This is a genomic window from Rufibacter latericius, assembly GCF_003721515.1.
GTDB classification, from domain to species: domain Bacteria; phylum Bacteroidota; class Bacteroidia; order Cytophagales; family Hymenobacteraceae; genus Nibribacter; species Nibribacter latericius.
Genome location: NZ_RJJD01000008.1, coordinates 284235 through 307851, shown reverse-complemented (window position 1 = coordinate 307851; position 23617 = coordinate 284235). Strand labels below are relative to the sequence as shown.

At 51.4% G+C, this 23617-nt stretch carries 18 protein-coding genes; 7 read left to right on the top strand and 11 right to left on the bottom strand.

Going from position 1 to position 23617, the window contains the following annotated elements:
* The first annotated feature begins 211 nt into the window (after positions 1–211).
* From EFB08_RS13335 to EFB08_RS13325, 3 genes are all read left to right on the top strand, one after another.
* Complete coding sequence (locus EFB08_RS13335; protein ID WP_123127450.1) at positions 212–4201, top strand: AAA domain-containing protein; 3990 nt, start codon at positions 212–214, stop codon at positions 4199–4201.
* Positions 4198–5124 carry an SdiA-regulated domain-containing protein gene (locus tag EFB08_RS13330; RefSeq protein WP_123127449.1) on the top strand — a complete coding sequence of 309 codons (927 nt, stop codon included), beginning with the start codon at positions 4198–4200 and terminating at the stop codon, positions 5122–5124. Before EFB08_RS13335 ends, EFB08_RS13330 begins: the two co-directional genes overlap by 4 nt.
* Positions 5125–5378: 254 nt before the next feature.
* Positions 5379–6248 carry an SDR family oxidoreductase gene (locus EFB08_RS13325; RefSeq protein ID WP_123127951.1) on the top strand — a complete coding sequence of 290 codons (870 nt, stop codon included), beginning with the start codon at positions 5379–5381 and terminating at the stop codon, positions 6246–6248.
* A gap of 414 nt (positions 6249–6662) precedes the next feature.
* Here EFB08_RS13325 and EFB08_RS13320 read toward each other — a convergent pair whose 3' ends face one another.
* The 4 genes from EFB08_RS13320 to ricT all read right to left on the bottom strand — a co-directional run bounded on the left by EFB08_RS13320 (position 6663) and on the right by ricT (position 12751).
* Positions 6663–8756, bottom strand: a complete 2094-nt coding sequence (locus EFB08_RS13320; RefSeq protein WP_125077738.1) for a hypothetical protein — start codon at positions 8754–8756, stop codon at positions 6663–6665.
* Positions 8757–9415: 659 nt separating this feature from the next.
* Positions 9416–10552, bottom strand: a complete 1137-nt coding sequence (locus EFB08_RS13310; protein ID WP_123127446.1) for an endonuclease/exonuclease/phosphatase family protein — start codon at positions 10550–10552, stop codon at positions 9416–9418.
* A 172-nt stretch (positions 10553–10724) separates the two neighbouring features.
* Positions 10725–11207, bottom strand: coding sequence for a gliding motility lipoprotein GldH (locus tag EFB08_RS13305; RefSeq protein ID WP_317125600.1), 483 nt, complete (start codon positions 11205–11207; stop codon positions 10725–10727).
* On the bottom strand, positions 11207–12751 hold the full coding sequence (gene ricT, locus EFB08_RS13300; RefSeq protein ID WP_123127444.1) for a PSP1 domain-containing protein: 1545 nt from the start codon (positions 12749–12751) through the stop codon (positions 11207–11209). Before ricT ends, EFB08_RS13305 begins: the two co-directional genes overlap by 1 nt.
* Positions 12752–13388: 637 nt before the next feature.
* Here ricT and EFB08_RS13295 point away from each other — a divergent pair.
* Entirely contained in the window at positions 13389–14243 is an 855-nt protein-coding gene (locus tag EFB08_RS13295; protein WP_123127443.1) for a GNAT family N-acetyltransferase, read from the top strand.
* Between the two features lie 155 nt (positions 14244–14398).
* Positions 14399–15304 (top strand): restriction endonuclease, encoded by a 906-nt coding sequence (locus EFB08_RS13290; protein ID WP_123127442.1) that lies wholly within the window; start codon positions 14399–14401, stop codon positions 15302–15304.
* 151 nt (positions 15305–15455) lie between these two features.
* Here the strand turns inward: EFB08_RS13290 and EFB08_RS13285 are convergent, their stop codons facing one another.
* Complete coding sequence (locus EFB08_RS13285; RefSeq protein ID WP_123127441.1) at positions 15456–15956, bottom strand: hypothetical protein; 501 nt, start codon at positions 15954–15956, stop codon at positions 15456–15458.
* A 12-nt stretch (positions 15957–15968) separates the two neighbouring features.
* Entirely contained in the window at positions 15969–17123 is a 1155-nt protein-coding gene (locus EFB08_RS13280) for a zinc-dependent alcohol dehydrogenase (RefSeq protein ID WP_123127440.1), read from the bottom strand.
* Between the two features lie 427 nt (positions 17124–17550).
* On the opposite strand from EFB08_RS13280, the gene EFB08_RS13275 reads away from it, so the two are divergent.
* Complete coding sequence (locus tag EFB08_RS13275) at positions 17551–18135, top strand: GNAT family N-acetyltransferase (protein ID WP_227006336.1); 585 nt, start codon at positions 17551–17553, stop codon at positions 18133–18135.
* Positions 18136–18182: 47 nt separating this feature from the next.
* Here the strand turns inward: EFB08_RS13275 and EFB08_RS13270 are convergent, their stop codons facing one another.
* Together EFB08_RS13270 and EFB08_RS13265 are read right to left on the bottom strand one after the other, a co-directional pair.
* Positions 18183–18962 (bottom strand): LytR/AlgR family response regulator transcription factor, encoded by a 780-nt coding sequence (locus EFB08_RS13270; protein ID WP_123127439.1) that lies wholly within the window; start codon positions 18960–18962, stop codon positions 18183–18185.
* Positions 18962–20023 (bottom strand): sensor histidine kinase, encoded by a 1062-nt coding sequence (locus EFB08_RS13265; protein WP_165864891.1) that lies wholly within the window; start codon positions 20021–20023, stop codon positions 18962–18964. Before EFB08_RS13265 ends, EFB08_RS13270 begins: the two co-directional genes overlap by 1 nt.
* A 519-nt stretch (positions 20024–20542) precedes the next feature.
* On the opposite strand from EFB08_RS13265, the gene sugE reads away from it, so the two are divergent.
* A complete protein-coding gene (gene sugE, locus EFB08_RS13255) occupies positions 20543–20869 on the top strand; it encodes a quaternary ammonium compound efflux SMR transporter SugE (protein WP_227006335.1) in 327 nt (108 codons plus the stop codon).
* A 497-nt stretch (positions 20870–21366) separates the two neighbouring features.
* On the opposite strand, the gene EFB08_RS13250 is transcribed toward sugE, so the two are convergent.
* From EFB08_RS13250 to EFB08_RS13240, 3 genes are read right to left on the bottom strand one after another with little or no spacing between them, the layout of a single operon-like run.
* On the bottom strand, positions 21367–22206 hold the full coding sequence (locus EFB08_RS13250; RefSeq protein WP_123127435.1) for a hypothetical protein: 840 nt from the start codon (positions 22204–22206) through the stop codon (positions 21367–21369).
* Entirely contained in the window at positions 22187–22966 is a 780-nt protein-coding gene (locus EFB08_RS13245) for a UDP-2,3-diacylglucosamine diphosphatase (RefSeq protein ID WP_123127434.1), read from the bottom strand. Before EFB08_RS13245 ends, EFB08_RS13250 begins: the two co-directional genes overlap by 20 nt.
* Complete coding sequence (locus EFB08_RS13240; RefSeq protein WP_123127433.1) at positions 22950–23600, bottom strand: LutC/YkgG family protein; 651 nt, start codon at positions 23598–23600, stop codon at positions 22950–22952. The genes EFB08_RS13245 and EFB08_RS13240 overlap by 17 nt, the downstream gene beginning before the upstream one ends.
* Positions 23601–23617 lie beyond the last annotated feature (17 nt).

The following is a 23617-nucleotide window of genomic DNA, read 5'->3' as shown; positions in this document are numbered from 1 at the left end:
CATTACCGTTCTTGGGAACACGGCCCGCGGCAACACACCTTCTCCCCAGATTTGTAATACAGCCTACATTCCTTAATTTCCGGGGCGGGTACACCTTAGCGCAGGTGTACCAAAGGCAGAAAGTAACCGTTTCCTTTCCAAAACAGTTTATTCCAAAGAATGTGCGTGGCGCATTCGATCAACCATCGTTCCTGTTTCCTGAAATCACCAGATGACCAACCCTGCAACGTCTCTTCCTCACCTGCTCAAACAGTACCAGCGACGGCTCCTTAACCTCAGTGGCTCTAACCGATCGTTGGTGTTGCTTAAGCCCTCCGCCAGTCTGCACCTGGACCTTCAGGCCCTGGACTTCGCCCATAAAAGCCCGGCTTATGATTACGTGAAAGACCTGCTGGCCGGAAAGCAGAACATGACCCTGTGCCCCGTCGCCGATGCCCGCGATGCCACCCTGGCGCCGCTCACCAAAAGCCTCAAAACCATTCAGCGGCGGGCGCACATGATCTGGGAAGAGCGCGGCGCAAAGGAACTGTTTGTGGGCTGGCCCTTCGTGGAAGGCGCTTTCCCTGATGGTACGCTGGTGCGCTGTCCCTTGATTTTCTTTCCGGTGGAACTGCGCGTGAACGAAAAACGCCAGTGGCAGTTGGTTCGGCCCGAGGATACGCCCGCTTTCTTCAATAAAAGTTTCTTGCTGGCCTACGCGCACTACCTCAACGTGGTGCCCGATGAAGCCTTGATGGAAGAGGATTTCGATGAGTTTCCTTCCGATGACCTTCAGTTCCGGACCAAACTCTACGAGCTCCTGAAAGAAAGCAACGTGGAGATCAACTTCAACCAGGAACTGCTGAAAGACGCTTTGCAGCCTTTCAAGGCCTATAAACGCGAAGACCTGGAGAAAACTCGGAAACCGGGCCAACTGAAACTGCAACCCGAAGCCGTCCTGGGCATTTTTCCGCAAGCTGGTTCTTACCAACTCGCCGACTATGATGACCTTCTGGAGAATCCGCCCGCCGAGTCTCTAGAAGAACTACTTTTGCCGCAAACCGAGGTCACTTCGGCCCAGGCCCAACTAGAGCAGCAACTCTTCACCGCCTTTGACGCCGATGCCTCTCAAGAAGCGGCCTTGCGGCAAGTGAAATCAGGCCAGAGCGTGGTGGTGCAAGGACCTCCGGGTACGGGCAAGTCACAACTCATCTGTAACCTGGTCTCAGACTATTTGGCGCGGGGCAAAAGTGTGTTGGTGGTGTGCCAGAAACGCGCCGCCCTTGACGTGGTGTACCAGCGCCTGTCTACCACCGGCCTGGATCAATTCTCTGCCCTGGTGCACGACCTCAACCTGGACCGCCCGGCGGTATTTTCTAAAATTCGGCAGCAGATTGAGCAGGTAGAGGAGTACCAGCGGCAGAACGTGGCCTTGGGCAACATCCAGGCCGAGCGGCAGTTCCTGGAAACCAGCCGTCGCATCAACCAGATCTCAGACCGCCTGAACAGCCTCAAAGAAGCCTTGTTTGACACTGAGACCTGCGGTTGGTCGGTGAAGGAACTGTACCTGAGAAGTAGTCCCCGCGCGCCGCATTTGCCTGCTGAAAATATATATCTTCAATTCACCGCTACAACCTGGCAAGAGTGGCGCCCGCGCCTGCTGCATTACCTGCAAGACGCCGTGCTGCTGCAGAACCCTGATTTCCCGTGGAACGATCGTCGTTCTTTCCATCTTCATACCTGGGCTGAGCGCCAGAAATTCACCCAACTGCTTTCCCAAGTTCCGGGTGCGGTAAGCGAAGTGGCCAACCAAGTACAGGAACTGCTGCCCGGGCAGGAAGACGTGTGGGATGCTTTGAAAGCCTTGATGCAGGAACTTCCAGCCCTTTCAACCCTGCAGGACTCTCTCACCAATCCGGCTGTTTCGCGGCTGTTTTTCGGAAACTTGGCCCAAAATCAGGAGTACCGCCAACGCGAGGCGCAACTAACCCAATTGCAGCAAGCCACGGCCACAACTCAGGTAAAACTCACGCACGCAGAGGCCCAGCAGGTCATCCAATTATTGGCCGCGTATGACCAAGCCCACAGCGGTTTCTTGAGCAAGATCCAGTGGACTTTTTCCTCTGATAAAAAGAAACTGGCCGCCTTCGCCGAAAGTAAGAACCTGACCAACCCAGATACCGCCGTAGAGCACTTGCGTACCGCCCTGAAACAGTGGCAAACCCTGCAAGCCCAATGGCAGAACCTGCAAACCCTGGAACCTACCCTACAGATTCCCTCGGATTTCTTTCAGAACGAAGCCACCCAAGAACTGAACGCATTACAAATCGCTTGGGAGCAGCGGAAAACCCTGCAACGGCTCCTCGCCTATGACGTACTGCCCGATGCCCTGCTGCAAATGCCAACGGAGCGTTTCAGGGCCGTTTTCGCGCAAACGCTGCCAAAACTGAAACAGCTCCAGGAACAGTTGCTGGATTGGGAAAAGTGGCTGACTCCCTCTCAGATTGAAACCATTGCTACCAACCCTGCCACCGCCCAGCAAATGCAGCAAAGCCTGGCCGAGCACTTTGAACGCATGGTCCTTTTCGATGAACTGGTGCACACGCTTTCCCCTGAGCTCCGGGCCTGGCTGGAGGAATTACGCGCCACTGTGCCACAAAGCGTAGAAGCCCAGTTACAGGCCTTGGAGAACAGTGTACTCCTAGCCTGGGTGCAGCAACTGGAAAGCAGGCATCCCGTGCTTACCATTGTGAGTACCGGCGAACTGGAACGGCTGGAAACCGAGCTGCAGGAAAAGATCAAGCAGAAAGCCGAACTCAGCCGCCAGATCATCTTGCTCAACCTGCGCGAACAGACCTACCAGAACATGGAGTACAACCGCCTGGGCAACCCCGTCACGTACCGCCGTCTGCTCACCCAGGTAAGCAAAAAGCGCATGCTGTTTCCGTTGCGCAAACTCAGCGCCGAGTTCGGGGAGGAAATCAGGCAGCTGTTGCCCTGCTGGCTGGCTTCGCCCGAGACCGTGTCGGCGTTGTTTCCGTTGGAGCGCATTTTTGATCTGGTGATTTTCGATGAGGCTTCGCAGTGTTTCGCCGAGGTGGGCATTCCGGCCATGATCCGAGCGCAGCAGGCGGTTATTGCCGGTGATGAACAGCAACTGGGACCATCAGATCTGTACCGTGTGCGTTTCGGGAAAGACGAAGAGGAGACCGAGGAATTGTTGGTGGAGTCTTTGTTGCAACTGAGTGCCCTGCACCTGCCGCAGACCCTGCTTTCTGAGCATTACCGCAGCCAGTACCCCGAGCTGATCCAGTTCTCCAACCAGAATTTCTATCGGCAGAAACTCCAACTCATCCCCAAACTGGAGGCCATGAACACTTCTGAGCCCGCCCTGCAGTACCTGAAAGTAGACGGCGTCTGGGAAAACCAAACCAACCAAGTAGAGGCTGAGCGCGTGCGGGATCTGGTCTTTGAGCTGATGGGCAAAGGGGAGACCAACATCGGGGTCATCACCTTCAACTTCCCGCAGCAGCAATTGGTGCAGGACTTATTGGAAGAAGCGGCCTCGGCCCGGAATATGACCTTGCCCGAGGAACTCATCATCAAGAACATCGAAAACATTCAGGGCGATGAGCGGCAGTACATCATCTTCTCCATCGGGTACGCGCCGGATGCCACGGGTGTGGTGCGGGCCATGTTCGGGAGTCTGAACGCTGCCAAAGGCGAGAACCGCCTGAACGTAGCCATCACGCGCGCCATCAAACGGGTGTACGTGGTCACCAGCCTGTGGCCCGAGCAGTTCCCCACTGAGAACGTGAAACACCCTGGCCCCAAGCTGTTGCGCGAGTACCTGGCCTTTGCCCGGCAGGTGAGCGAGAACGGGTTTACGCCCCAGCCATCGCCGCCGGCCAACATCCCATCTGCGTTGCTGCTGTACCCGGCGCTTTTAGCCCAGTTTGGCGAAAATGGTACAAATACGCACTTATTGCTGGAACTTCCCTTCGCTGACCTTACTTTCCGCAACGGCAATAGGTACGAGGCCGTAGTATTAACCGACGACGATTTGTACTTCCGGAGACCCTCTGCCAAAGCATCGCACGCCGATGTGCCCTTGCGCCTGAAAGCGCGGGGTTGGAAATATGGGGCGGTGTACAGTCGTCAGTTCTGGAACCAGCCTGAACAGGTTTGGCAGAAATTAACACAACTGTACCAAATACCATGAAAGATAAGTTATTGGAGATCACCGCCGGGCTGTGCCTGCTCGTTGCTGTTGCGTGTGACTCTGGATCAGCGAAATCAGAAGAGACTACCGCAGAGACCTCCCCCAAAAAAGAAGGCAAAAAGAAGAAAGACAAGAACCCGGCCTCAGAGGGCTTTGCTGTGAACAACAACTATGACCTGCTGGAGATGAGCAAAATGGGCAAGAAGGCCGTGCCCGAAAGCTCTGGCCTGGAAGCCTCAGAGGACGGGAATTTTTGGACTCACCCCGACGCGGGGAATGAGGCCGTTCTGTACAAAGTCAATCAATCTGGCGAGTTACTGGAGACCATGAACGTGCAGGGCGCCAAAAACAATGACTGGGAAGACGTAACCCGCGGAAATGATGGCTTCTTGTACATAGGCGACATGGGCAACAACGAGAACACCCGCCAGGACCTGCAGATTCTGAAAGTAGACGAAAAGGCGAAGAAAGTGGTGGCCAGCATCCCCTTCAAGTACGCCGACCAAACCGAGTTTCCGCCCGCTAAAGCAAACCTGAATTTTGACGTGGAAGGCTTTCTGATGCAGAACAACGCTTTTTACCTGTTTACCAAAAACCGGGGCAAAGGCGATTGGGTGAAAGTCTACAAAGTGGCCAACCAGCCCGGAGCCGTGCAGACGGTAACCCCACTGGATAGCGTCCAGATCAGTACTAAAATCACCGCCGCCGATGTCTCTCCTGATGGCCGCCACATTGCTCTGTTGGGCGAAGGCTGGGCGTACCTGTTTGAAGCCGATAGCCCCGAGAACGTTTTCAAAGGAAAGAAAGAGCAGATTCCGCTGGGCAAAGTAGGCCAGGCCGAGGGCCTCGTGTTCGTCAACGATACAGACATGATGATCTCCAACGAAGCCGGCAGGCTGTTCATGCTCAGTCTGAAGAAGTAAGGTTTAGGGCCTGTTTTCAGAAAAGAAGCCTGAAACTAGAAAAGCCACTCAAAACAATTATAACATTGAAGAGTAGGGAAAGGCGGCATTGGTTGCCTTTTCCTTTTTAGCCAGATTGCTTTCCTGCGTCATAGAACCGAGTTCCTTTTTAGGCTGTTTTCCTTAAACCTGCCGGAAAACGCGTGGCTCCCTTTTCCGTTTTAGGAATGGAAAGCAAGAGGAAAACAACCATCCACCGTCTTAACTTGAACAACATGTCTAACATCATTCTAGTAACCGGCGCTACCGGTACCGTTGGTTCTGCCACCGTAAAAGCACTCTCTTTGTTAGGGACCGATGTACGGGCGGGGGTACGATCCCTTATCAAGGGAGATAGCCTGAAACGCCTGCCGGGAGTTGAATTGGTGGAGATCAACTTTGATAGGCCAGAAAGTTTGGCCGTGGCTTTCACGGGGGTAAAAACCGCTTTTCTGATCACGCCTTTCTCTGCTGATCAGGTGGAAATGGCCCGGAAACTGATTGATGCCGCCAAAACTACCGGAGTAGAACATGTGGTGCGCCTCTCCGCCCTCGGCGCCGAGGCCGTGCCGGGCATTCAATTAGGTAGATGGCACCGGGAGGCTGAGGATTACCTGAAAAGCACCGGCATGAAATACACCATCCTTCGGCCAGGTGGTTTCATGCAGAACTATGTGAACCAGCACGCCCCCAGCATCAAACAAAACAATGCCTTTTACCTGCCCCAGGGAGATGGCCGCGCGGGTTATATAGACGTGCGGGACATTGGCGAAGTGGCAGCCAGAATCTTGATGAACCCCGAGGAACACGCCGGGAAAGAATACTCGCTCACCGGCCTGCAAGCCCTTTCAGGATACGAGGTGGCCGAAGCACTTTCCAAAGCCACCGGCCGAACCATCCAATACATGGACGTTCCAGAAGAAGCCGCCCGAAACGGCATGCAACAGCAAGGACTACCCGCCTGGATGGTGGATAGCCTTATGGAACTGAGTGCCCTTACCCGCGCTGGCTACACTTCAGGCGTGACCAACGATGTGCAGGAAATCATCGGTCGGTCACCCTTCACCTTCGAGGAGTTCGCCCACACGTTTCGGGAGTGCTTCTAGTCTAGAAGGAAGATCAACGACTAAATGAAACCCGTTTAAGGGCCGTTTTTATAGAAACAGCCCTTAAACGGGTTCTCAGTTTTAAGCAGAATAGCTTTTCCGCTGCAGATTCTTCCCTTGAGGATTGGCCAAACGAGAGTTTGAGGCATTGAGCGCAGCTTATATAGAAGAGTGTTTCCTCCTGCAATAATTTTTTCGCTTGGTTTGACTTTAAGGGTACCACCCAACCTACCGTTCCCTTACAACCTCACTTGCCAGAGAATCTAAAGAAGCAGAACAAAGTCAACGCAGGCGGAATAGAAAGTCAGTAGTTGAATTTTAAATCAATCAATTAAACCTTATCTAGGATGTTATGCAATAAAAAGGCTCCGTTGAAACCAACGGAGCCTTTTTAGTAGAACCTATTAATTAGAATTAATGGTCATCTCTTTCTCTGGAAGAAGAACCACCGCGCGAAGAGCGGTTGCTGCTTCCGCCGGAGCGTTGGTCATCTTGGCCCTGGTTTGAGCCACCATACTGGGAACGGTTTTCGTAGCCAGATCCGCCGCCACCGAAGCTAGACTGTCCGCCTTGGGTGCCGCCATAGCCGCCACGCGAGCCCATTCCTCCGGATGAAGAAGAGCCGTATCCGCTGGAGCCGCCGTAGCTGCTACCACCTTGGCCATATCCGCCCATGCCGTAGTCACGGCTTTGGTCGCCGTAGCCACCGCCGGTAGAGGCACCGCCATGACCGTGGTCACTGCCGCCTCTGTTTGACCCAGAAGAGCCGTAGCCGCCGCGGGAACCCATGTCATTGCCCATAGAGCCGTAGTTAGATCCACCGAAGCCTCCGCCTTGTGAGCCATAAGAAGAGCCACCGAAATTTCCGCCTTGTGAGCCGGAGCCTGCCCCATAGGAAGAGCCACCGTAGTTGCCACCACCCTGGCCGTATCCGCCTCCCTGAGAAGTACGCGATCCGAAGTCGCCACCTTGTGCGTTGTGGGTGCTGTAGCCGCCCTGTCCACCGCCGCTCATGGAGCCATACCCGCTGTTGTCATTGCCACGGCCGCCACGTGAGCTTCCGCCGCCTTGCCAATCCTGGTTTCCGCCTTGTGATGAACCGTAGCCACCACGAGAGCCCATGTCATTGCCCATTGAGCCGCCGTAACCGCCACGAGAACCCATGTCATGTGAACCATAGTTGCTGCCGCCTCGGCCTGACCCTGAGCCACCACCATATTGGGTGCTGTAGGCGTTTCCGCCCTGGCTGTAGCCGCCATCATAATCAGAGTTTCCGTCGTAACCTTGTCCGCGGGAAGAACCACTGCGTGACCCGTATTCCTCACTGTAAGAACCGCCTCTTGAACCCATAGAGCCATAAGAGCCGCCTTGCTGATTGCTGTAGCCCTGGCTGTATCCGCCGTGGTCGCTGCCCTGGCCTCCGCCACCGTGCATGCCGTAGCCGCTCTCAGTGCCGTAGCCCATTTGGTTTCCGTAGTAACCAGAGCCCCCGTAGTTTGAATATCCACCGCGGTCAGACTCTGAACGGGAAGAGTTTCCGGCGTAGCCGCCTTGTGAACTCATGCCGTAAGGGTTGCTGCCCATGCCAGAACCGCCACCGTATCCACCTTGGCCGTAGTTACCGCCGCCTTGTGAACCTGAGTGGCCCATTGACCCGCCGTAACCGCCTTGGCCATAGTTAGAACCTCCTTGGTTGCCCTGGGCTCCGTAGCCGCCTTGGCCGTAGTTAGAACCACCTTGGTTTCCGTAGTTTCCGCCTCCTTGTCCGCCATAACGGTTGTGTTGGTCATCATGGTTGTTCCAGGAATTGCCGCCGCCAAAGCTGCCGCTGTTTCCTTGTGACCCGCCATAACCACCTTGTCCGCCCTGGCCGCCATAGTTACCTCCGCCTTGAGAGCCGTAACCTCCCTGGTCGCCGTTGAAGTTACCGCCTCCGCTGATGCCGCTCATAGAGGAGCTGCCCTGGTTGCCGTAATCTCCGCCCTGTGACCCGCCGTAGCCCATGCCACTGCCCATAGAGGCTGCTGAGCCAGAAGCGTTATCTGACCCTGACCCTGATTTGCTAGACTTGCCTGAGCTGCCTGATTTAGAGGTTGTAGACGAACCAGATTTAGAGCTGGCTTTTGGAGTGGAAGAGGTAGAAGCAGAAGATTTGCTTCCGCTGGATTTCTTACCTGAAGTAGTATCAGTTGTAGAGGCCGATGTGCCTGTTTTAGAAGTGGAAGAAGAGCCGCCGGAGGCTGTAGGAGAGCTGGTGCTGCCCATGCCTGCGCTGGAACTTGAACCAGAGCCTGTTCCGCCCGTCATGCCAGAGGTTGAACCAGCAGAACCCTGCGCGCCAGAGCCACCCTGTGAACCAGAAGATCCAAGAGAGGCATCTGAAGTGGAGCTTTTGCCCATAGCACCTGATGATGACGAGGTAGAAGCATTGGTTCCCATGCTACCGCCTGAGCCGGAAGCAGAAGAGCCCTGGTTGTCGTTTTGCTGCTCTTTTTGATTGTCTTTCATGGTTAAATCTCCTTTGTTTTTAGTTTGAATGGTGTATTGTAACCACTAGCCTCAGACCCGGGAAAGGTACTCAGTTCTGAGGCAAGTGTTTATACTATACGAACGGGTGTTTGCATGGTTAACTCATCCATTGCAATTTTTTAATTCTAGAAGATTCAATAGAAGAATAACCTTAAAAGTTGCGTTAATTCTGAAGATAAAATTATGAAAATGATTTCTCGGTGTGTTTTTTGGGATGGATTATTGAAAAAGAGGCAAAAAGCCCATCACCTGCTTTAAAGCCGTCTTCCTGAAAAAGGCCCTAAAACAGGTCTGTGCCAAAACTCTATTCAGAAGATAGGGGAGGCTTCCTTCGGGGGGATCTCTGGGCCAGGTATTCGGGAACTTGCTAGACCTCTCAGAACAAGTGGAGGAGAGGCACAGCGCATTTTATCTAAAATAACCTGAAGTGATAAGCTGAAATTCTTCTGCAACGAACCATACAAAGAGTAGAAGTCTCGGGAGTTTGTGCACTTCTTCTTTTCTGACGAAGGCACAATCAAACCTTCAACAGGTTAGTAAAGGCAAAGAAAGCTTGGTAAGGAATTGTTCAGTTCCCGTTTCTAGCAACGTTTTTCAATCTTGCCCCTAAAGGAGGAACGAAGCACGGCGGTTTTACTTTAGGCCTGTTTTGAGGATTTCTCGTTGGTTTCGCCCTGAAGGGTGATAGGTTTGGTTTTGGCCGGAACAGTCACGTCAGATAAAGGAACATCCACGTCCAGTTTGTCCAGAAGTTCCTGGGCGTCTTCTATCTCTTCTTTATCGGGTTCTGGAACATCGTGCTCATCGGCTTCCAAGGGTTCATAGTTCAACCGGATAAACATGGGGAAGTGGTCTGACCCGAAGAACGGAAGTCGCTTGATCCTGATCAGCCGGAAAGCCGGGTCATAGAAGATATGGTCCAGTGAGTACCGGAAGAAAGGCACGAAGGCATTGTACGTGTTAAAGAATCCGCGCCCGATGCGGGGATCAAGCAGACCGCTGATCTTCCGGAAAAGGTTGGTGGTGTAGGACCAGGCCACATCATTCAAATCGCCAATCACAATACTGGCATAGGGAGAGTCTTTCGCCATCTTGGCCACGGTAAGCAACTCGGCCTCGCGGGTGTCGGTGTCTTTGTTAAGGTGCGGCGGCTGCGGATGAACGGTGAACAGGTCAAATTTGCGGCCGGTGGGCAACTCTATCACCATGTAAAAGGAAGGAATTCCTTCTTCCACAAGGTATCTGACTTCGGTATGGCTGAGCTTGAACTTGCTCAGGAACATCATGCCATAGGTATTCTCCAGAGGGGCTTTGATGTCATAGGGGTAGATGTCGTGCAGTTCAGAAATGGCATCGGCCCAGCGCTGGTTGGGTTCGTTGATGAGCAGCAAGTCTGGATCGTTTTCCCTAACCACTTTCAAAAACCGCTCATAGCGCGTGTTGGACATGCGCACGTTGGAAATCATGATGCCGAACGAGTTCTTAGGGGCCTTTATTTTTGACCGAAGGGCCTGCACCCGCACCATAGGCGTGAATTTGTACACATGTACCAATTCGTTGACAATGGCCAGCACCAGCAACCCTGCAAATATCTTCTGGCTGAGCAACTCAAACCCAAAATGCCAGCCATACGCGGCCAGCACCAGCGTACCCAGCACCGCCACCTGTACCCGCGGAAAGTCAAGAATTCTGATCCACCAGTAGGTGCTTTTCACAAGGGTAAGCAAGGAAGCTAAAATAGCAAGACAGCCAAGCAGCTCAAGGGCGATTTTCATAGGTTAGGGAACAATTCAGTTCGTTCACATACTGTTTTTTGCGGATAGAGTTGCACCAGTAAAAATACGGGTCCAACCCCCGTGGAGGTACCCAACAAAAAAAAGTCGTTTCTAACTTGATTTGCGAAAATCAGGCCAGAAACGACTTGTAAAATTTTAAAGTCTGGAGAAGTTAAGGAGCCGCTTTTTCTACCCGTACCCCCACCGACATGATACCCGGCAGAGGGTCCTGGCGCATGTACTGGTTTACCCTTAGTTTGTAGGTACCAGCCTGCCGGAAACGGATGTTTTTCAGCGCCCTAAACCGATGGTCAAAGATATCGCCGGTGCCGTTTCCCCGGGGTTCGCCGGTTTTGGGGTCCATGAGGAACATCTCGTGCAGCATGGAATTGACCTGTTTCCCATCTGGCCCTACCAGGTAATGGCGCAGATACAGGTTGTAAAAAGGGTAATGCAGGGCATTGCGCACGTTGAAAAAAACGTTGTACTGCTGCGTAGTGTCAGTAATCTCAAAACTGAAGTCCGGGGCCAGCTTCACCGGCCACTGGTTGTCCGGAATGTCCTGGTTTTCCTCAAAAACGCGGTTAGCGTCACAACTGGCCAGAAACAAGCCCAAACTCAGCAACGACACAAAAAGGCGGAAACTCTTTCTCATCATGCTTCTGCTTTTGGCGCTCCGCCTTCTGGGTTACCCGGTTTGCGGTTCCGGTTGTTTCGGTTGCGGTTACGTCTGCTGCGCTGTTCGCCTTCTGGCCTCGGCCCGGCTTCTGCTCCTTCTGGCGAAGCTCCACCAGCCGGAGCCGCTGCTTGGGCCACCGGTTGCGGTCTATTCGGTTGAGGTGCACGCTGCCCCTGCGGACGTTCTCCCCGTGGCGGACGATTGCCTTGGTTGCCTTCTCTAGGCGGCCGATTAGGGTCACGTTCCCGCTCCGGACGATTTGGATCGCGCTCTGGGCGGTTAGGGTCACGTTCTGGGCGAGGCTTGTTTTGCGGCTGCTGGCCTTTTGCCTGTTGGTCACGCTCTGGCCTTGGCGGTCTGTTCTCGTTGCCCCGCGGCTTGTTCCCGTTCCGTTCCGGACGGGGTTTTGCTTCGCCCTCCACCGCTCTTCCTGACGGACGGTCTCTGCGCACCTCTGGGGTAGGAGCGGCCTGGGCCAGAACCTCCGTGGCAGATGGAGCAGCAGCGTTGCCCCCGTTCTTGTTCTTTTTCTTGTTGCGCTTTTTCTTGGCTTTGTATTGCTCGTCCAGACGGTCAAGGTTTCCTTCCAGGGACTCTACAAAGTCTACCACTTCTGGCAATTGCTTTTTCACTTCCTCGGCCAGGTTCTCGGGCATCTCGCCGGCGGCGTTCATTTTCAGAACTTCGTGCACGCGCTCTACGGTCACCGGAAACCAATTGCTGTCGCCCCGGTAGCCGAACCACATGATGCGTCGGAAAATATCGGTCTTCTGGAGGAAGGCGTCGCCGGCTTTGGTCTGAAGCGGACGGTTTACGTTAGGAATATCCTTGAGGGCATCCATGTACGTTTCCAACTCATAGTTAAGGCAGCACTTGAGGCGCCCGCACTGGCCAGACAGCTTGCTGGGGTTCAGAGAAAGGTTCTGGTACCGTGCTGCGGTAGTGGACACGCTCCGGAAATCGGTGAGCCAGGTAGAGCAGCACAGTTCGCGGCCGCAGGACCCAATGCCGCCCAAACGCCCGGCTTCGTGCCGCAGGCTGATCTGGCGCATCTCAATCCTGACCTTGAATTCCTCGGCCAGTTTCTTGATCAGTTCCCTGAAATCCACGCGGTCATCGGCGGAATAGAAGAAGGTGGCTTTGGTTTTATCGGCTTGGTATTCTACGTCTGAGAGCTTCATCTTAAGCTTCAGTTCCTGTACAATGGCGCGGGCGCGGTACATGGTGGTGGGTTCCTGCTCGCGGGCGAGGTTGAACTTCTCCATGTCTTTCTCTGTAGCCACGCGGTAGATGGTCCGGATCTCGTCGTTGTTCTGAACTTTCTTCTTGTTCATCTGCAGGCGCACCAATTCGCCTTTCAAAGACACGTGGCCAATGTGATGCCCGTTGGGTACGTCTACTACTACGGCATCGCCGGTGATGAGCGGCAGCCGGTTCACGTTCCGGAAAAACTCTTTGCGTCCGCCTTTGAAGCGGATTTCTACTATATCAAACTCTTTAAACGACACAGGAATTTCCATGTCTGAGAGCCAATCAAATACATTTAATCGGTTACAGCCTCCCGTGCTGCAACCGCCGTTGCTTTTACAGCCCGCTACTACCTCAGTGCCATCGGCAGAGGTGGTTTTGGTGCCGCAGCCGCCACTAGAACATGAACTACATCCCACAGGTCAATTTCCTTTATATAGATAATTCTTGTTTTCAAAAAATTAAAACTCCACCTACCTGAAAGCTACGTCTGTATTCCTCTAAATTACTTTGAATTATCCTCCTGATCTTGAATGTCTTACTTCAGGCGGAATTTGGAATACAGGCCATTCTAAAGCCTTTCTGCGGCAAATACTGAGAGCCTAATTAACAAATATAATAACTTAAATTGAATAGGCAGGCACGTTTTCTTGGGTTATCCACAAGGCGTTTTAGGGTTATTTTCACAAAAAGCCGCTTAAAATATCTGAAAACCCAAACAAACAGCATTTCTGCCTGTTTTATTCTACTGTTCTCCAAACAGTTTTGTTGATGTGGTTAGTTCTGATAACCACCTTCAGAAAACACAAACCCGCCCTGGCCTGAAAAGCACGCGAAGAACGCTCCCCGAATTTTGACTTAGAAGCCTGATTTTGTTACTTAGGCTTCTCGTCCAGATTCCTTGCCCTTATGACCTTCTCCTTTGCCGAATCCCTGACAGTTGACCAGCTGTGCACGCTCTTCAATGCCGCCTTTTCTGATTACATCCAGCCTTTTGCGCTCTCCCCGGAGGTCATGGCTCTGAAATTACGCCGTGACGGAACCTATTTAGCATTGTCTCCGCTGGCTTTAGACCAAGGAAAACCGGTTGGTTTCATCTTTCAGAACATTGGAGATTGGCACGGCAAGAAGACCGCCTACAACAGTGGTACCGGCGTCTTGACCGAGGCGCGTGGCCAAGGCCTCACTCCCAAAATGTACGCTTTCTCATTGCCCGTTCTAAAAGAGAATGGGGTGGAACAGTGTCTCCTGGAGGTGATACAGGAGAACAAGCGGGCCTTAAGGATTTATCAAGAGCTGGGCTTTACCATCACCCGAACCTTTCATGTTTTCCGCCACAGCAAGGCAGACCTGCAATGGCATTCCCATTCACCAGGGAATGTCTCCTTCCGACAGGTAACCGCACCTAACTGGTCTCTTTACCAAACCTTTTGGGATGTGGAACCCAGTTGGCACCAAAACCCTGCCGCCGTGGACCAGACCCTTGCCGATGTGCAGATAGTGGAAGCCTGGCTTCAGGAGCAATGCGTAGGGTATGGCATCATTTACCCCATGACCGGGGCCGTCTCTCAATTAGCTGTGGCACCTGCCTGGCGCAGAAAAGGGATAGGTCAAGGCCTGCTGCAACAAATGGTTTCTTTGACTTCTTCCCCGTTAATAGCCGTGGTTAATGTTGATGCCCAGGCAGAGCAGATGGTACAGTTTTTAAAGGCACGCCAAATGCCTGAACTGTTAGGCCAATATGAAATGCTGATGAAGTTATAAGTTTGGTTTTGGGGCAGTTTTTGGAAGGAAGGCAGAAAATTAAAGCAGCTTGATAGTTTGCTGACGGAGCAAGAATGGATGAATGCTGTAATATCAACTATAAAAAGTAAGTTTAGATGTGCGATTCTGTAGTTAGGTTCAAATCAAAAGTTTAAATGAAAAATATAGAGATACCAAAGTTTCATGAAACATTCAATCCAATCTTACAAGTCTTAAGCAATGGTGAAACTATCCATACTCGTGAACTTCAAAATTTAGTAATACAGAAATTCTACTCTCATTTACCGGGAGAGCTATTAAACGAAAAAACTAAGTCTGGAGAGTTACTTATAAACAATAGAATTGCTTGGGGGAAATCTTATCTTAAAAAAGGAGGGTATATTTTTTACCCTATAAGAGGCTTCGTAAAAATCACAGATAAAGGTGCGAATCAGAAATTCAACATTACTCTTAAGGAGATGGAGGATGATTCAAGCCTGTTCAATTTCTATTCAGAAGAAAAATCAAAGAAGGATTCAAGTATAGCGAATATAGCGAACTTAAAAGAAGTCAAAAGTTCCTCACCACAGGATCTAATAGATTCTGGCTTTTCGCAAATTGAAAGCGAGGTTAAGAATGAACTGTTAGAAAAACTTAAATCAATTGACCCTTACTATTTTGAAAAAGTAATTTTAAAATTACTGAAAAAAATGGGATATGGTGATTTCATAGAAACATCAAAATCATCTGACGGTGGTATTGATGGCATTATAAATGAAGACAAGCTGGGTTTAGATAAAATCTACATTCAAGCGAAAAGATTTACTGAAAATAAGGTTAGAGAAAAAGACATTAGAAACTTTATTGGGGCAATGGGTGGCGATACCAATAAAGGTGTTTTCGTAACAACTTCTCTTTTTGATAAAGGTGCTGAGCAAAAGGCACGTGATGCCCACCACAAAATCATTTTAATTGATGGCTTAAAATTGGTTGATTTGATGCATGAATTTAATGTAGGCATTCAGATCAAGTCTGTATATGAGGTAAAGCAATTAGATCAAGACTTTTTTGAGGAACAGTAAAATAGGTTGTAAACTCCTGCTACCATTTTAACCCTTTTTCTGGGTGTTTTCCCAAACCTGAGGGGAAACTTGTTGAAAGACTTAAAGGAAAATCCCCGGCAGAATTTCACATCTGCCGGGGATTTCTGTAAATGATCAATAAAAAGCGTGATTAGTAGTTGTGCTTCCGTTTCTTTTTCGCCCGGAAATAGGAAACCACGCCGTAACTGATGATGGCGGCAACGGCGGCTTTTCTAAGAAGCCCTCCGCGGTTGTGTTTCCACTCGGCTTTGTAGCCTTTCTCGGCGAAGATGTTAGGCACATGGCCGCTCTTGAGGTCCTCTATGATTCCTTCCACCACGTTGATGCGGTCTGCCAGGATCAAAGGCAGCCAATGGCCATAATCGTTCTCACTTTTCTTGAAGGCCATCCGGCGGATCATGCCACTCAGGCCCGAAGGTGGGGTGGAAGTACCAAACACGGCTGTTACATCGGGGCGTTCGTTGGAGTGCAGGACCTCAACGGTTCTGGGTTGTAAGGTAGGACGGTCCCAAGTATACCCCTTGTGCTCCTCGTTGGTGCGCCTCTTCATTGGGTACGTGGGATCGTTTTTAGGATCGGCGTCAATGCCCCATCCTTTTATATGCGAATAGTCTCTTGCGGTATTTTCCATGGTCTTTTTTCGTTACAGTCCGGCTGATGGTGAAATAAGGATAGGTTTGATGCAGTTGTCCAGTTTCTCAGAGAAGATACGGTACGCATCAGAAACCTCCTCAAGGGGAATGCGGTGCGTGATAATGGCCTTCGGATTCAAGACCCCGTTCTGCACGTGCTCAATCAACCTAGGCAATAAACGTTTCACAGAGGCTTGGTTTGCCCGTATGGTAAGCCCTTTGTTCAGCACGTTCCCGATAGGAATCAGGTTATCGGTAGGGCCATAAACCCCCACAATGGAGATAATGCCGCCTTTTTTCACCGAGTTGATGGCCCAGTGCACCGCTGTGGCAGAACCTGCCTGTAATAATAGCTTTCTACCGGTGATGGTTTGCATGGCATTTCCTGCGGCCTCGGCACCTACGGCATCAATGCAGCAATCTGCGCCCATCCAGTCGGTTTCCTTTTTGATGAACACCACCGGGTCACCAATCTCATTGAAATTGTAAGCCTCGCACTGGGCGTAGTTCCTCACAAATTCCAGCCGGTAGTCTACCTGGTCAATCACAATTACGCGGCCGGCGCCAAAGAGCCAGGCGCATTTGGCGGCCATGATTCCTACCGGGCCAGCGCCAAAGACCACCACTGTGTCGCCGGTCTGGATCCCAGCCATCTCGGCGGCCTGGTAACCGGTAGGTACCACGTCGGTGAGCAGTACGGCGTCATCAGGGTCCATGCCTTCTGGGATTACGGTAGGGCCTACGTTGGCGTAAGGCACACGGGCGTATTCGGCCTGGCCTCCGTTGTAGCCCCCGGCGGTGTGCGAGTATCCGTAGATACCGCCTACTGCGGTGGCTTGTGGGTTAGATTCATGGCAGTTGCCGTACAGTTCCTGCTTACAGAACGCGCACTGACCGCAGGCTATGTTGAAGGGCACCAATACGTGGTCGCCTACTTTCACTTTGGTTACCTCAGGACCAACTTCTTCTACTATTCCGGTAAATTCATGCCCAAAGGTCATGCCCACGCGGGTATCTGGCACAGAGCCGTTGTATAAGTGAAGATCAGACCCGCAGATGCAGGAACGGGTTACCCGTACAATGGCGTCTTGCGGATGTTCTATCTTGGGCATGGGTTTTTGACTGGCACGGACCCGCAAAGGTCCTCGGTAATTCATGGCTAGCATAAGAATTCTCCTTGGGGTTAGAGTGAGACATCGTTTACGTGGGATTTCAATTCAAGAAGTACTTTTTTATTTCCTGTTCTGAAAAGATTTAATACCACAGAGTTTTTTTACTTCCTGAGCACCTGAAAGTTTCAGTAAGTTCTTTGTTCAGGGGTAAATACGTATTTATACGGTGTTCCCTAGAGAAGTTCTAAAAACCTAAGACCTGTCCTCAACTGTTGAGGGTAGAACCAACTGAATAATAGAAGGTAGCCGATTAAAAGGTTTTTTCTTGCCCGAAGATTGTGCAATGTTCCCTTTGAAGGCCTAAAGATGAGCGGCTATCAGAAAAAGAAGCAGGAGGGGAAGCAAAGCCGGTTTAAAGCCCGTTTTCAGGAAAAGGCCTTCGAACCAGGGAGGCGATAAACAACAGGATGGCCTTACGGATTTGCCTAAAAGAAATGTTTCTACTTTTGTGGCCAGCCAAGCGTTGACTTGGTCATTTTACACCTTGATTTCCGCTGAGCGTCAGCTTACCCTTATGAGCATTTCCATCAGAGCGATAGAAGAGAAAGACAACCTGGCCTTGGCCGAACTTATCAGAAAAGTTTTCCGGGAGTTTAAGATTGACAAACCGGGCACAGTCTACACAGACCCCACCACCGATGCCCTGTACCAACTGTTCCAGACCCCGGAAAGTGCGTACCTGGTGGCCGAGGAAAACGGCGAAATCCTAGGAGGCTGCGGCGTGTACCCCACGCCAGGTTTGCCGGAAGGATGTGCCGAGCTGGTGAAATTCTACCTGGCCGCTGAGACACGGGGCAAAGGCATAGGATACCAGTTACTGGAAATGAACCTGAAATTAGCGCAGGAACTGGGCTATAAACAACTGTACCTAGAGTCCTTCCCAGAATTAGGCAAGGCGGTTAGTATGTATGAAAAGGCGGGCTTCAAGCCCTTGCCGCATGCGTTGGGCAACTCGGGCCATTTCGCCTGTACTATCTGGATGCTGAAAGAATTCACCCAGAAATAAGGGGAGGCTTTTAGGCCTGTTTTCCCGAAAGCAGGCCTAAAAGGAGATTATTTGCCTAACCACTCTTTGAAGGCTGCGGCGCGCTCGTTGCTGATGATGATTTCCTTGTCGGTGACGGGTTTCACGTACACTTTCAGGCGGCCTTTCAGGTACGGATGGATTTCGTCTATGGAGTGGATGTGGGCTATGAACTGACGGTTTAACCGGCTGAAGTGCTCAGGGTCCAGCAATTCCTGCAGGGTATCCAGGGTATAGTCGGTGATGAAGCGCTGTCCGGCGGTGGTGATGAGGAAAACGATCTTGTCCTCAGCGTAAAAATAGGCGATCTCATCAGTAGAGACGGACCGTATTTTCTGACCGGTTTTCACCAGAAAACGGGTTTTATAATTGGGTGTGTCAACTGGGGAGGAGTTCTTGTTCAGCAGGGCCATGATCTGCTGCATGTCCAGGCCGGGGGTGGCCGGCTGACTTTTGCGCAGGGCCTTGAACTTGTCCATAGCCGCGGCCAGGTCCTCGTTGCTGATGGGCTTGAGCAGGTAGTCAATGCTGTTCACCTTGAACGCCTTTACTGCGTACTCGTCATACGCCGTGGTGAAGATGATGGGGCATTTTACCTCTACCTTCTGGAAGATCTCAAAACTGTTCCCGTCAGACAAATGGATGTCCAAGAAGGCCAGGTCAGGCGCGGGGTTTGCCTCAAACCATTTCACCGCATTCCGGATGGAATCTATGGTGCCCACCACCCGGATGCTGGGGTCGTAGCGCAGCAATTGGGCTTCCAGTTTCTCGGAGGCCAGGTATTCGTCTTCGATCAGGAGGATGTTCATCAGGCAGCGTTGTTTAGAAGCGGTAATTTAGCAATGAAATCGTGGGCGGTTACTTCTACATCCACTTTTTTATCGGTGATGAATTTGTAGCGGTTGATGATGTTCTTCAAACCCACTCCGGTAGACTCTTCGCGGCTTTCGCGCAACTGCAGGTTGTTCTTGATGATGATGTAATCGCCTTCCACAAACACGTCAATGAACAGAGGCTCGTCGCGGCTCACAATGTTGTGCTTGATGGCGTTTTCCATGAGCAACTGCATGGTCAGGGGAGCTACCTGGTGGTTCAGGAGGTGATCTGGCACATCCATGTTCACCTGCAGGTTCTCCCTGAACCGGATCTTAAGCAGGAATAGGTAGGAGTAAATGAAGTCTAGCTCGGTGTGCAGGGTCACCAACTCTTTGTCTTTGTTCTCCAGTACGTAACGGTACACTTTGGATAGCTGCTCCACGAACTTGGCCGCCAGATCCTGGTCTTTGTAGATAAGCGAAGAAAGCGCGTTCAGGCTGTTAAACAAAAAGTGCGGGTTTACCTGCTGCTTCAGGGATTCAAACTGCACTTTAATGGTTTCCTTCTTCAGCTTCTCAGACTGCATGAGGTAGCGGTGCCACTGGTTGTAGAAATAGATCCCTGACCGGATAAAGTGCACGAACAGCAGGATGATGCTGCCAAACACAAACACTTCCTTGATGTTGCGCATGGCATTGGGGTCTCCGAAATCATAGGCGATCTGCCCTAACATTAACCGAGGCATGATCTCAAACAGCACCATCACCAGCAAAATATAGACCTGCACCGCCACCCATTCATAGATAAAGCGGCGTAGCCCGTACTCGCGCCAGTCATACTTCCGGCTTAGGCGTTTGGCAATGCGGCGCGTTCCTTCCAGCACCACGTTCACCATGAGGGCATTGTAGAGCAACCGGAAAACGTCGGTGGCCTCAAAGTCCCGCAACCCGGTACGATGGATAAAAAAGAACGTCCAGAATATAAGGAAAGCGATGCCCGTGTTGCCCAGATAGCGCAACAAGTGCTTATGCTTGAATTGAAATTTTTTCTTCATAAAGGGCGACTGCACAAACAGCCTGTCCAAAAACTCGGTAGAGAGCAGCATAGTTCAAAAAGCCAGTAGGCGCTTTACCGTGGTGAAAGATAAGATGGAATGCGCTCTACTCATAATTGAAAAGTTGATAAAAATCTAATACCCTTATTTTTATAGAAACTATCTTAAAACACCTTACGGCGGCACTTACCCCTTCTGTTGTTTGCCCTTAAGAGAGAAATAGGTGCTGCCGTTGGTGGTTCCTTTATTTATTCAATTCTTTCCTTTAGCGGTTTCCCAATGCCGCCTGACCGTCTCATTAAAATCTTGGGTTCCAACGCGTCATTAAAAGTTGCCGTAAGAACCTGTGGTAAGGCATTACTTTCGCTAAGTTTGCAAATAGAAGTTTTGGGCACAAGCAAGCAAGGGAATCCTGACCAAGGCGGAAATTAACCTCCTGAACCTGTGCTATCTATGGACTAAGTACTTACCTATTTATACTGTTTCTTTTCTATTGTCTTTTTGTCTTTTATGAAATCTATGAATACTGCTTGGGCTTTTTTGGTAGTGGCGGGTCTGTGTGAAATTGGCTGGGCCATTGGGTTGAAATATACCGAAGGGTTTACCAAACTCTGGCCTACCGTCATCACCGTGGTGATCATGATTCTCAGCTTTGTCTTGTTGGCCCAAGCCATGCGCACCTTGCCGGTGGGTACCGCCTACGCTTCCTGGACTGGAATTGGGGCAGTAGGAACGGTGGTCCTGGGAATGTTCCTGTTTAACGAGCCCAAAGATGCCGTGCGCCTGATTTGCATCGGGTTGATTATTGCTGGGGTACTGGGGTTGAAGTTTTTAGCGAAGGAATAAGGGAGGAAGTTGTTTCTGTTTTAAGGATGATTTGAGAGAAATAGGCTTAAAATAGATGCTCTTTTGATATTTAGAGGGATGGTTTGTGCATGCAGTTGGCTTGTGCTGGCGAAGGCCCGGAGTTTGCGTGGGTGCATAAGCTTTCTTGTTCCATAGCTGGGCTCCGTGCGCTCACGGCCGCGGGGCCCCGTCTTCCGGGTTCGCGCTGTGCCAGCTTCCTTTGCTCCTTGCAGTCGCAATGCCTGGCGGCAACGGAACCTGCCTAGGCGCTCACCCGAAAGACTGGAATAGGGTTCTTTCAACTGGGGCGTTGTATAGCAGCAGTATTGGTTCTTAATCTTCTTTTTCTTCTCTCATGGTTCAAGTCTGCGACTTGGACCCACTATGACCTGCAGATTGCAAAGCAGTGAGGCGCATTGTTGTCTCACCGAAGGCTTCAACTTTCTAATTTTTAAAGACAGTGGTTCCTTCTTTAAGCCCAATTTCCGGAAACAAGCTTAAAAGGAGCCGGGCTTTCTTCTGTAGGCGAAGAGGGAATCAGAGGTGAGCAGGTAGAGGAATCTGTCTCCCACCAGTACTTGTCGGTAGGGAAGGGGCTGTTCGGGTAAGGCTATCGTGCGGGTCTGAAACGAGTAGAGGTGCTGGAAATGCAGTTGGTTCTGAGATAGGTAGTAGAGCTCGTCGCCTGCAAAGCCCACGTAAGTTAGATTTGGCAGAGGAATCTTCTTTTGGTAATTACCCATATTGTCAAAGACGTAGATGCCCGAGGTGCGGTCTACCATGTACAGCTTGCTTTGGTATTCTCGCAGGAAGGTGATGTCGTGCTGGCGGCGATCCAGCAGCAGTTCCAGCGGGTTTTCAAAGACTACCCGGTTGATGCGGGTATCTACCTTAAGCAATCGGAAAGTGGTCTCGTCAAAAAGCCAGAGCCGGTCATCAGCGGCAAGCGTGGCAGCCCGGATGGTTCCATCGGTGTAATCCCGTAAATCGGCGAGGCCCAAAGGCGTCAGGAAACGATCTAGAAGTTGTACCCGCTGGCGGTCATCATAGAAGACGGTAATCTTGGCCGGACTCCAGGCTTCCGCCATGGCTACGCGGCCTTGTATGGGCGGCGAAAAGGTATTGACAGCCCTTCCTAGGGTGTCTAATTGAATGATGTTCTGCCGGGCATCTGACAGGTAAACTCGGTCAAAACGGTCAATGGAAAGCAGGGTATTCCCTTTGGCCGGTAGCCGAAAGGCAAGTGTCCACGCCGGAGTCTGGGCCTGCAACGTGACAGGAACCAAAAACAGCCAAGCTAGCAGCCCTAACCAGAAACTAAGCAGGCTCTTTCTCAAAATACGTAAGGGTGAGTTCCTGACCATCATATACCGCATAGGAGCAAAAATTGACCCATTCTCCTAGGTTCAGGTAACGGCTTCGCTCCCCAATAGGCAGATCCAAGGGTAAATGGCGGTGCCCGAAGACGTAAAAATCATGGTGCTGCCGTTCTTCCACCCGTTGGCAGTAATGTACCAACCACTCGTCATCGCCCTTGAATACTTCGTCAACCTTGGTGTTCTGGATGCGGCTTCGGCGTGACCAGAAACTTGCCAATCCAATGCCCATGTTGGGGTGAATACGGGCGAAAAACCACTGGCTTACCGGATTAGCGAAGACTTTCTTCAGGACCTTATACGTGTAGTCTTTCGGGCCGAGGCCGTCACCGTGGCCAATAAAAAAGGAATGGGGTCCGATTTGAACGGAGACGGGTTTCCGAAGCACGGGGATGTTGAGCTCCTTGGGGAAGTAGTCAAACATCCACATGTCATGGTTTCCCGTGAAAAGGTAGATAGGAATGCCACTGTCCGCGATCTCGGCGAGTTTGCCTTGTAACCGGATAAACCCCCTCGGAATGGCATGCTTGTACTCAAACCAGAAATCAAAGATATCGCCTACCAGGAAAATGGCCTGCGCATCTGCTTTGATCTGATCCAGCCACCGCACAATTTTTTTCTCGCGCGCCAGGCTCTGCTCGGGGGAAGGTACCCCTAAATGGAAATCTGAAGCAAAGTAGACTTTTTTACCAGGCGGCAGGTGGTCAATCGGTGTGATCATCAACGAGGAAAAGGATAAGTTCTTTGGGGCCGTGGGCACCCATGACTAAGGTTTTCTCAATGTCGGCGGTACGACTGGGGCCACTGACCAAAGATAGCATAGACGGCAATCGGTTGCCGTACTTGCCCTGCACAAACTGTAAAGCCTGTTTGATGTCTGGTACCAGCTGCGACAATTTGGCTACCACCAAGTGCATGGCCGGATACACAGAAAGTCTCCGGCCACTGGCGTTTGCGGAGGAAACCAGGATGCTGCCGGTACGCGCCACCAGGGCTTCGCAGGTAGTGAGCGATGCCTGGGCATTGCCGATGAATTCCTCCTCGGTGCCGTTGAAATTGATGCCGCCGGCGTGCAGGATTTTCTTCAGGGCTGGTTCCCACACGTACATGTTCTCTATGCCGCGCTCTTTCTTGAACTCAAAGAGCTGGTCAAAGAAGTCTTCCTCGTTCTCGCAGTACACAAAGGTACCGCTGTTCCGGATGAAGGTTTCGGCGAAAAGCACCGAAAGGTCTTCCAGCAAGGGGCCGTAGACCGAGGTAGAGAAGTCTGGGGTAGGAGGCAGAAAAGGCGCTGACTTAGCCAGCGCCTCTCTTACCTTGCGGAGCACAATCTCTTTGGATTTGGCTTCGTACATGTTGTATTTCCGTTTAG

Excerpts from the sequence above, each read along its gene's own strand:
- EFB08_RS13325 (WP_123127951.1), top strand. The coding sequence starts at position 5,379 with ATGTCTAACATCATTCTAGTAACCGGCGCTACCGGTACCGTTGGTTCT.
- EFB08_RS13290 (WP_123127442.1), top strand. The coding sequence starts at position 14,399 with ATGAAAAATATAGAGATACCAAAGTTTCATGAAACATTCAATCCAATC.
- EFB08_RS13245 (WP_123127434.1), bottom strand. The coding sequence starts at position 22,966 with ATGATCACACCGATTGACCACCTGCCGCCTGGTAAAAAAGTCTACTTT.
- EFB08_RS13320 (WP_125077738.1), bottom strand. The coding sequence starts at position 8,756 with ATGAAAGACAATCAAAAAGAGCAGCAAAACGACAACCAGGGCTCTTCT.
- EFB08_RS13240 (WP_123127433.1), bottom strand. The coding sequence starts at position 23,600 with ATGTACGAAGCCAAATCCAAAGAGATTGTGCTCCGCAAGGTAAGAGAG.
- EFB08_RS13330 (WP_123127449.1), top strand. The coding sequence starts at position 4,198 with ATGAAAGATAAGTTATTGGAGATCACCGCCGGGCTGTGCCTGCTCGTT.
- EFB08_RS13265 (WP_165864891.1), bottom strand. The coding sequence starts at position 20,023 with ATGAAGAAAAAATTTCAATTCAAGCATAAGCACTTGTTGCGCTATCTG.
- sugE (WP_227006335.1), top strand. The coding sequence starts at position 20,543 with ATGAATACTGCTTGGGCTTTTTTGGTAGTGGCGGGTCTGTGTGAAATT.
- EFB08_RS13295 (WP_123127443.1), top strand. The coding sequence starts at position 13,389 with ATGACCTTCTCCTTTGCCGAATCCCTGACAGTTGACCAGCTGTGCACG.
- ricT (WP_123127444.1), bottom strand. The coding sequence starts at position 12,751 with ATGGAAATTCCTGTGTCGTTTAAAGAGTTTGATATAGTAGAAATCCGC.
- EFB08_RS13335 (WP_123127450.1), top strand. The coding sequence starts at position 212 with ATGACCAACCCTGCAACGTCTCTTCCTCACCTGCTCAAACAGTACCAG.
- EFB08_RS13270 (WP_123127439.1), bottom strand. The coding sequence starts at position 18,962 with ATGAACATCCTCCTGATCGAAGACGAATACCTGGCCTCCGAGAAACTG.
- EFB08_RS13310 (WP_123127446.1), bottom strand. The coding sequence starts at position 10,552 with ATGAAAATCGCCCTTGAGCTGCTTGGCTGTCTTGCTATTTTAGCTTCC.
- EFB08_RS13280 (WP_123127440.1), bottom strand. The coding sequence starts at position 17,123 with ATGCTAGCCATGAATTACCGAGGACCTTTGCGGGTCCGTGCCAGTCAA.
- EFB08_RS13305 (WP_317125600.1), bottom strand. The coding sequence starts at position 11,207 with ATGAGAAAGAGTTTCCGCCTTTTTGTGTCGTTGCTGAGTTTGGGCTTG.
- EFB08_RS13285 (WP_123127441.1), bottom strand. The coding sequence starts at position 15,956 with ATGGAAAATACCGCAAGAGACTATTCGCATATAAAAGGATGGGGCATT.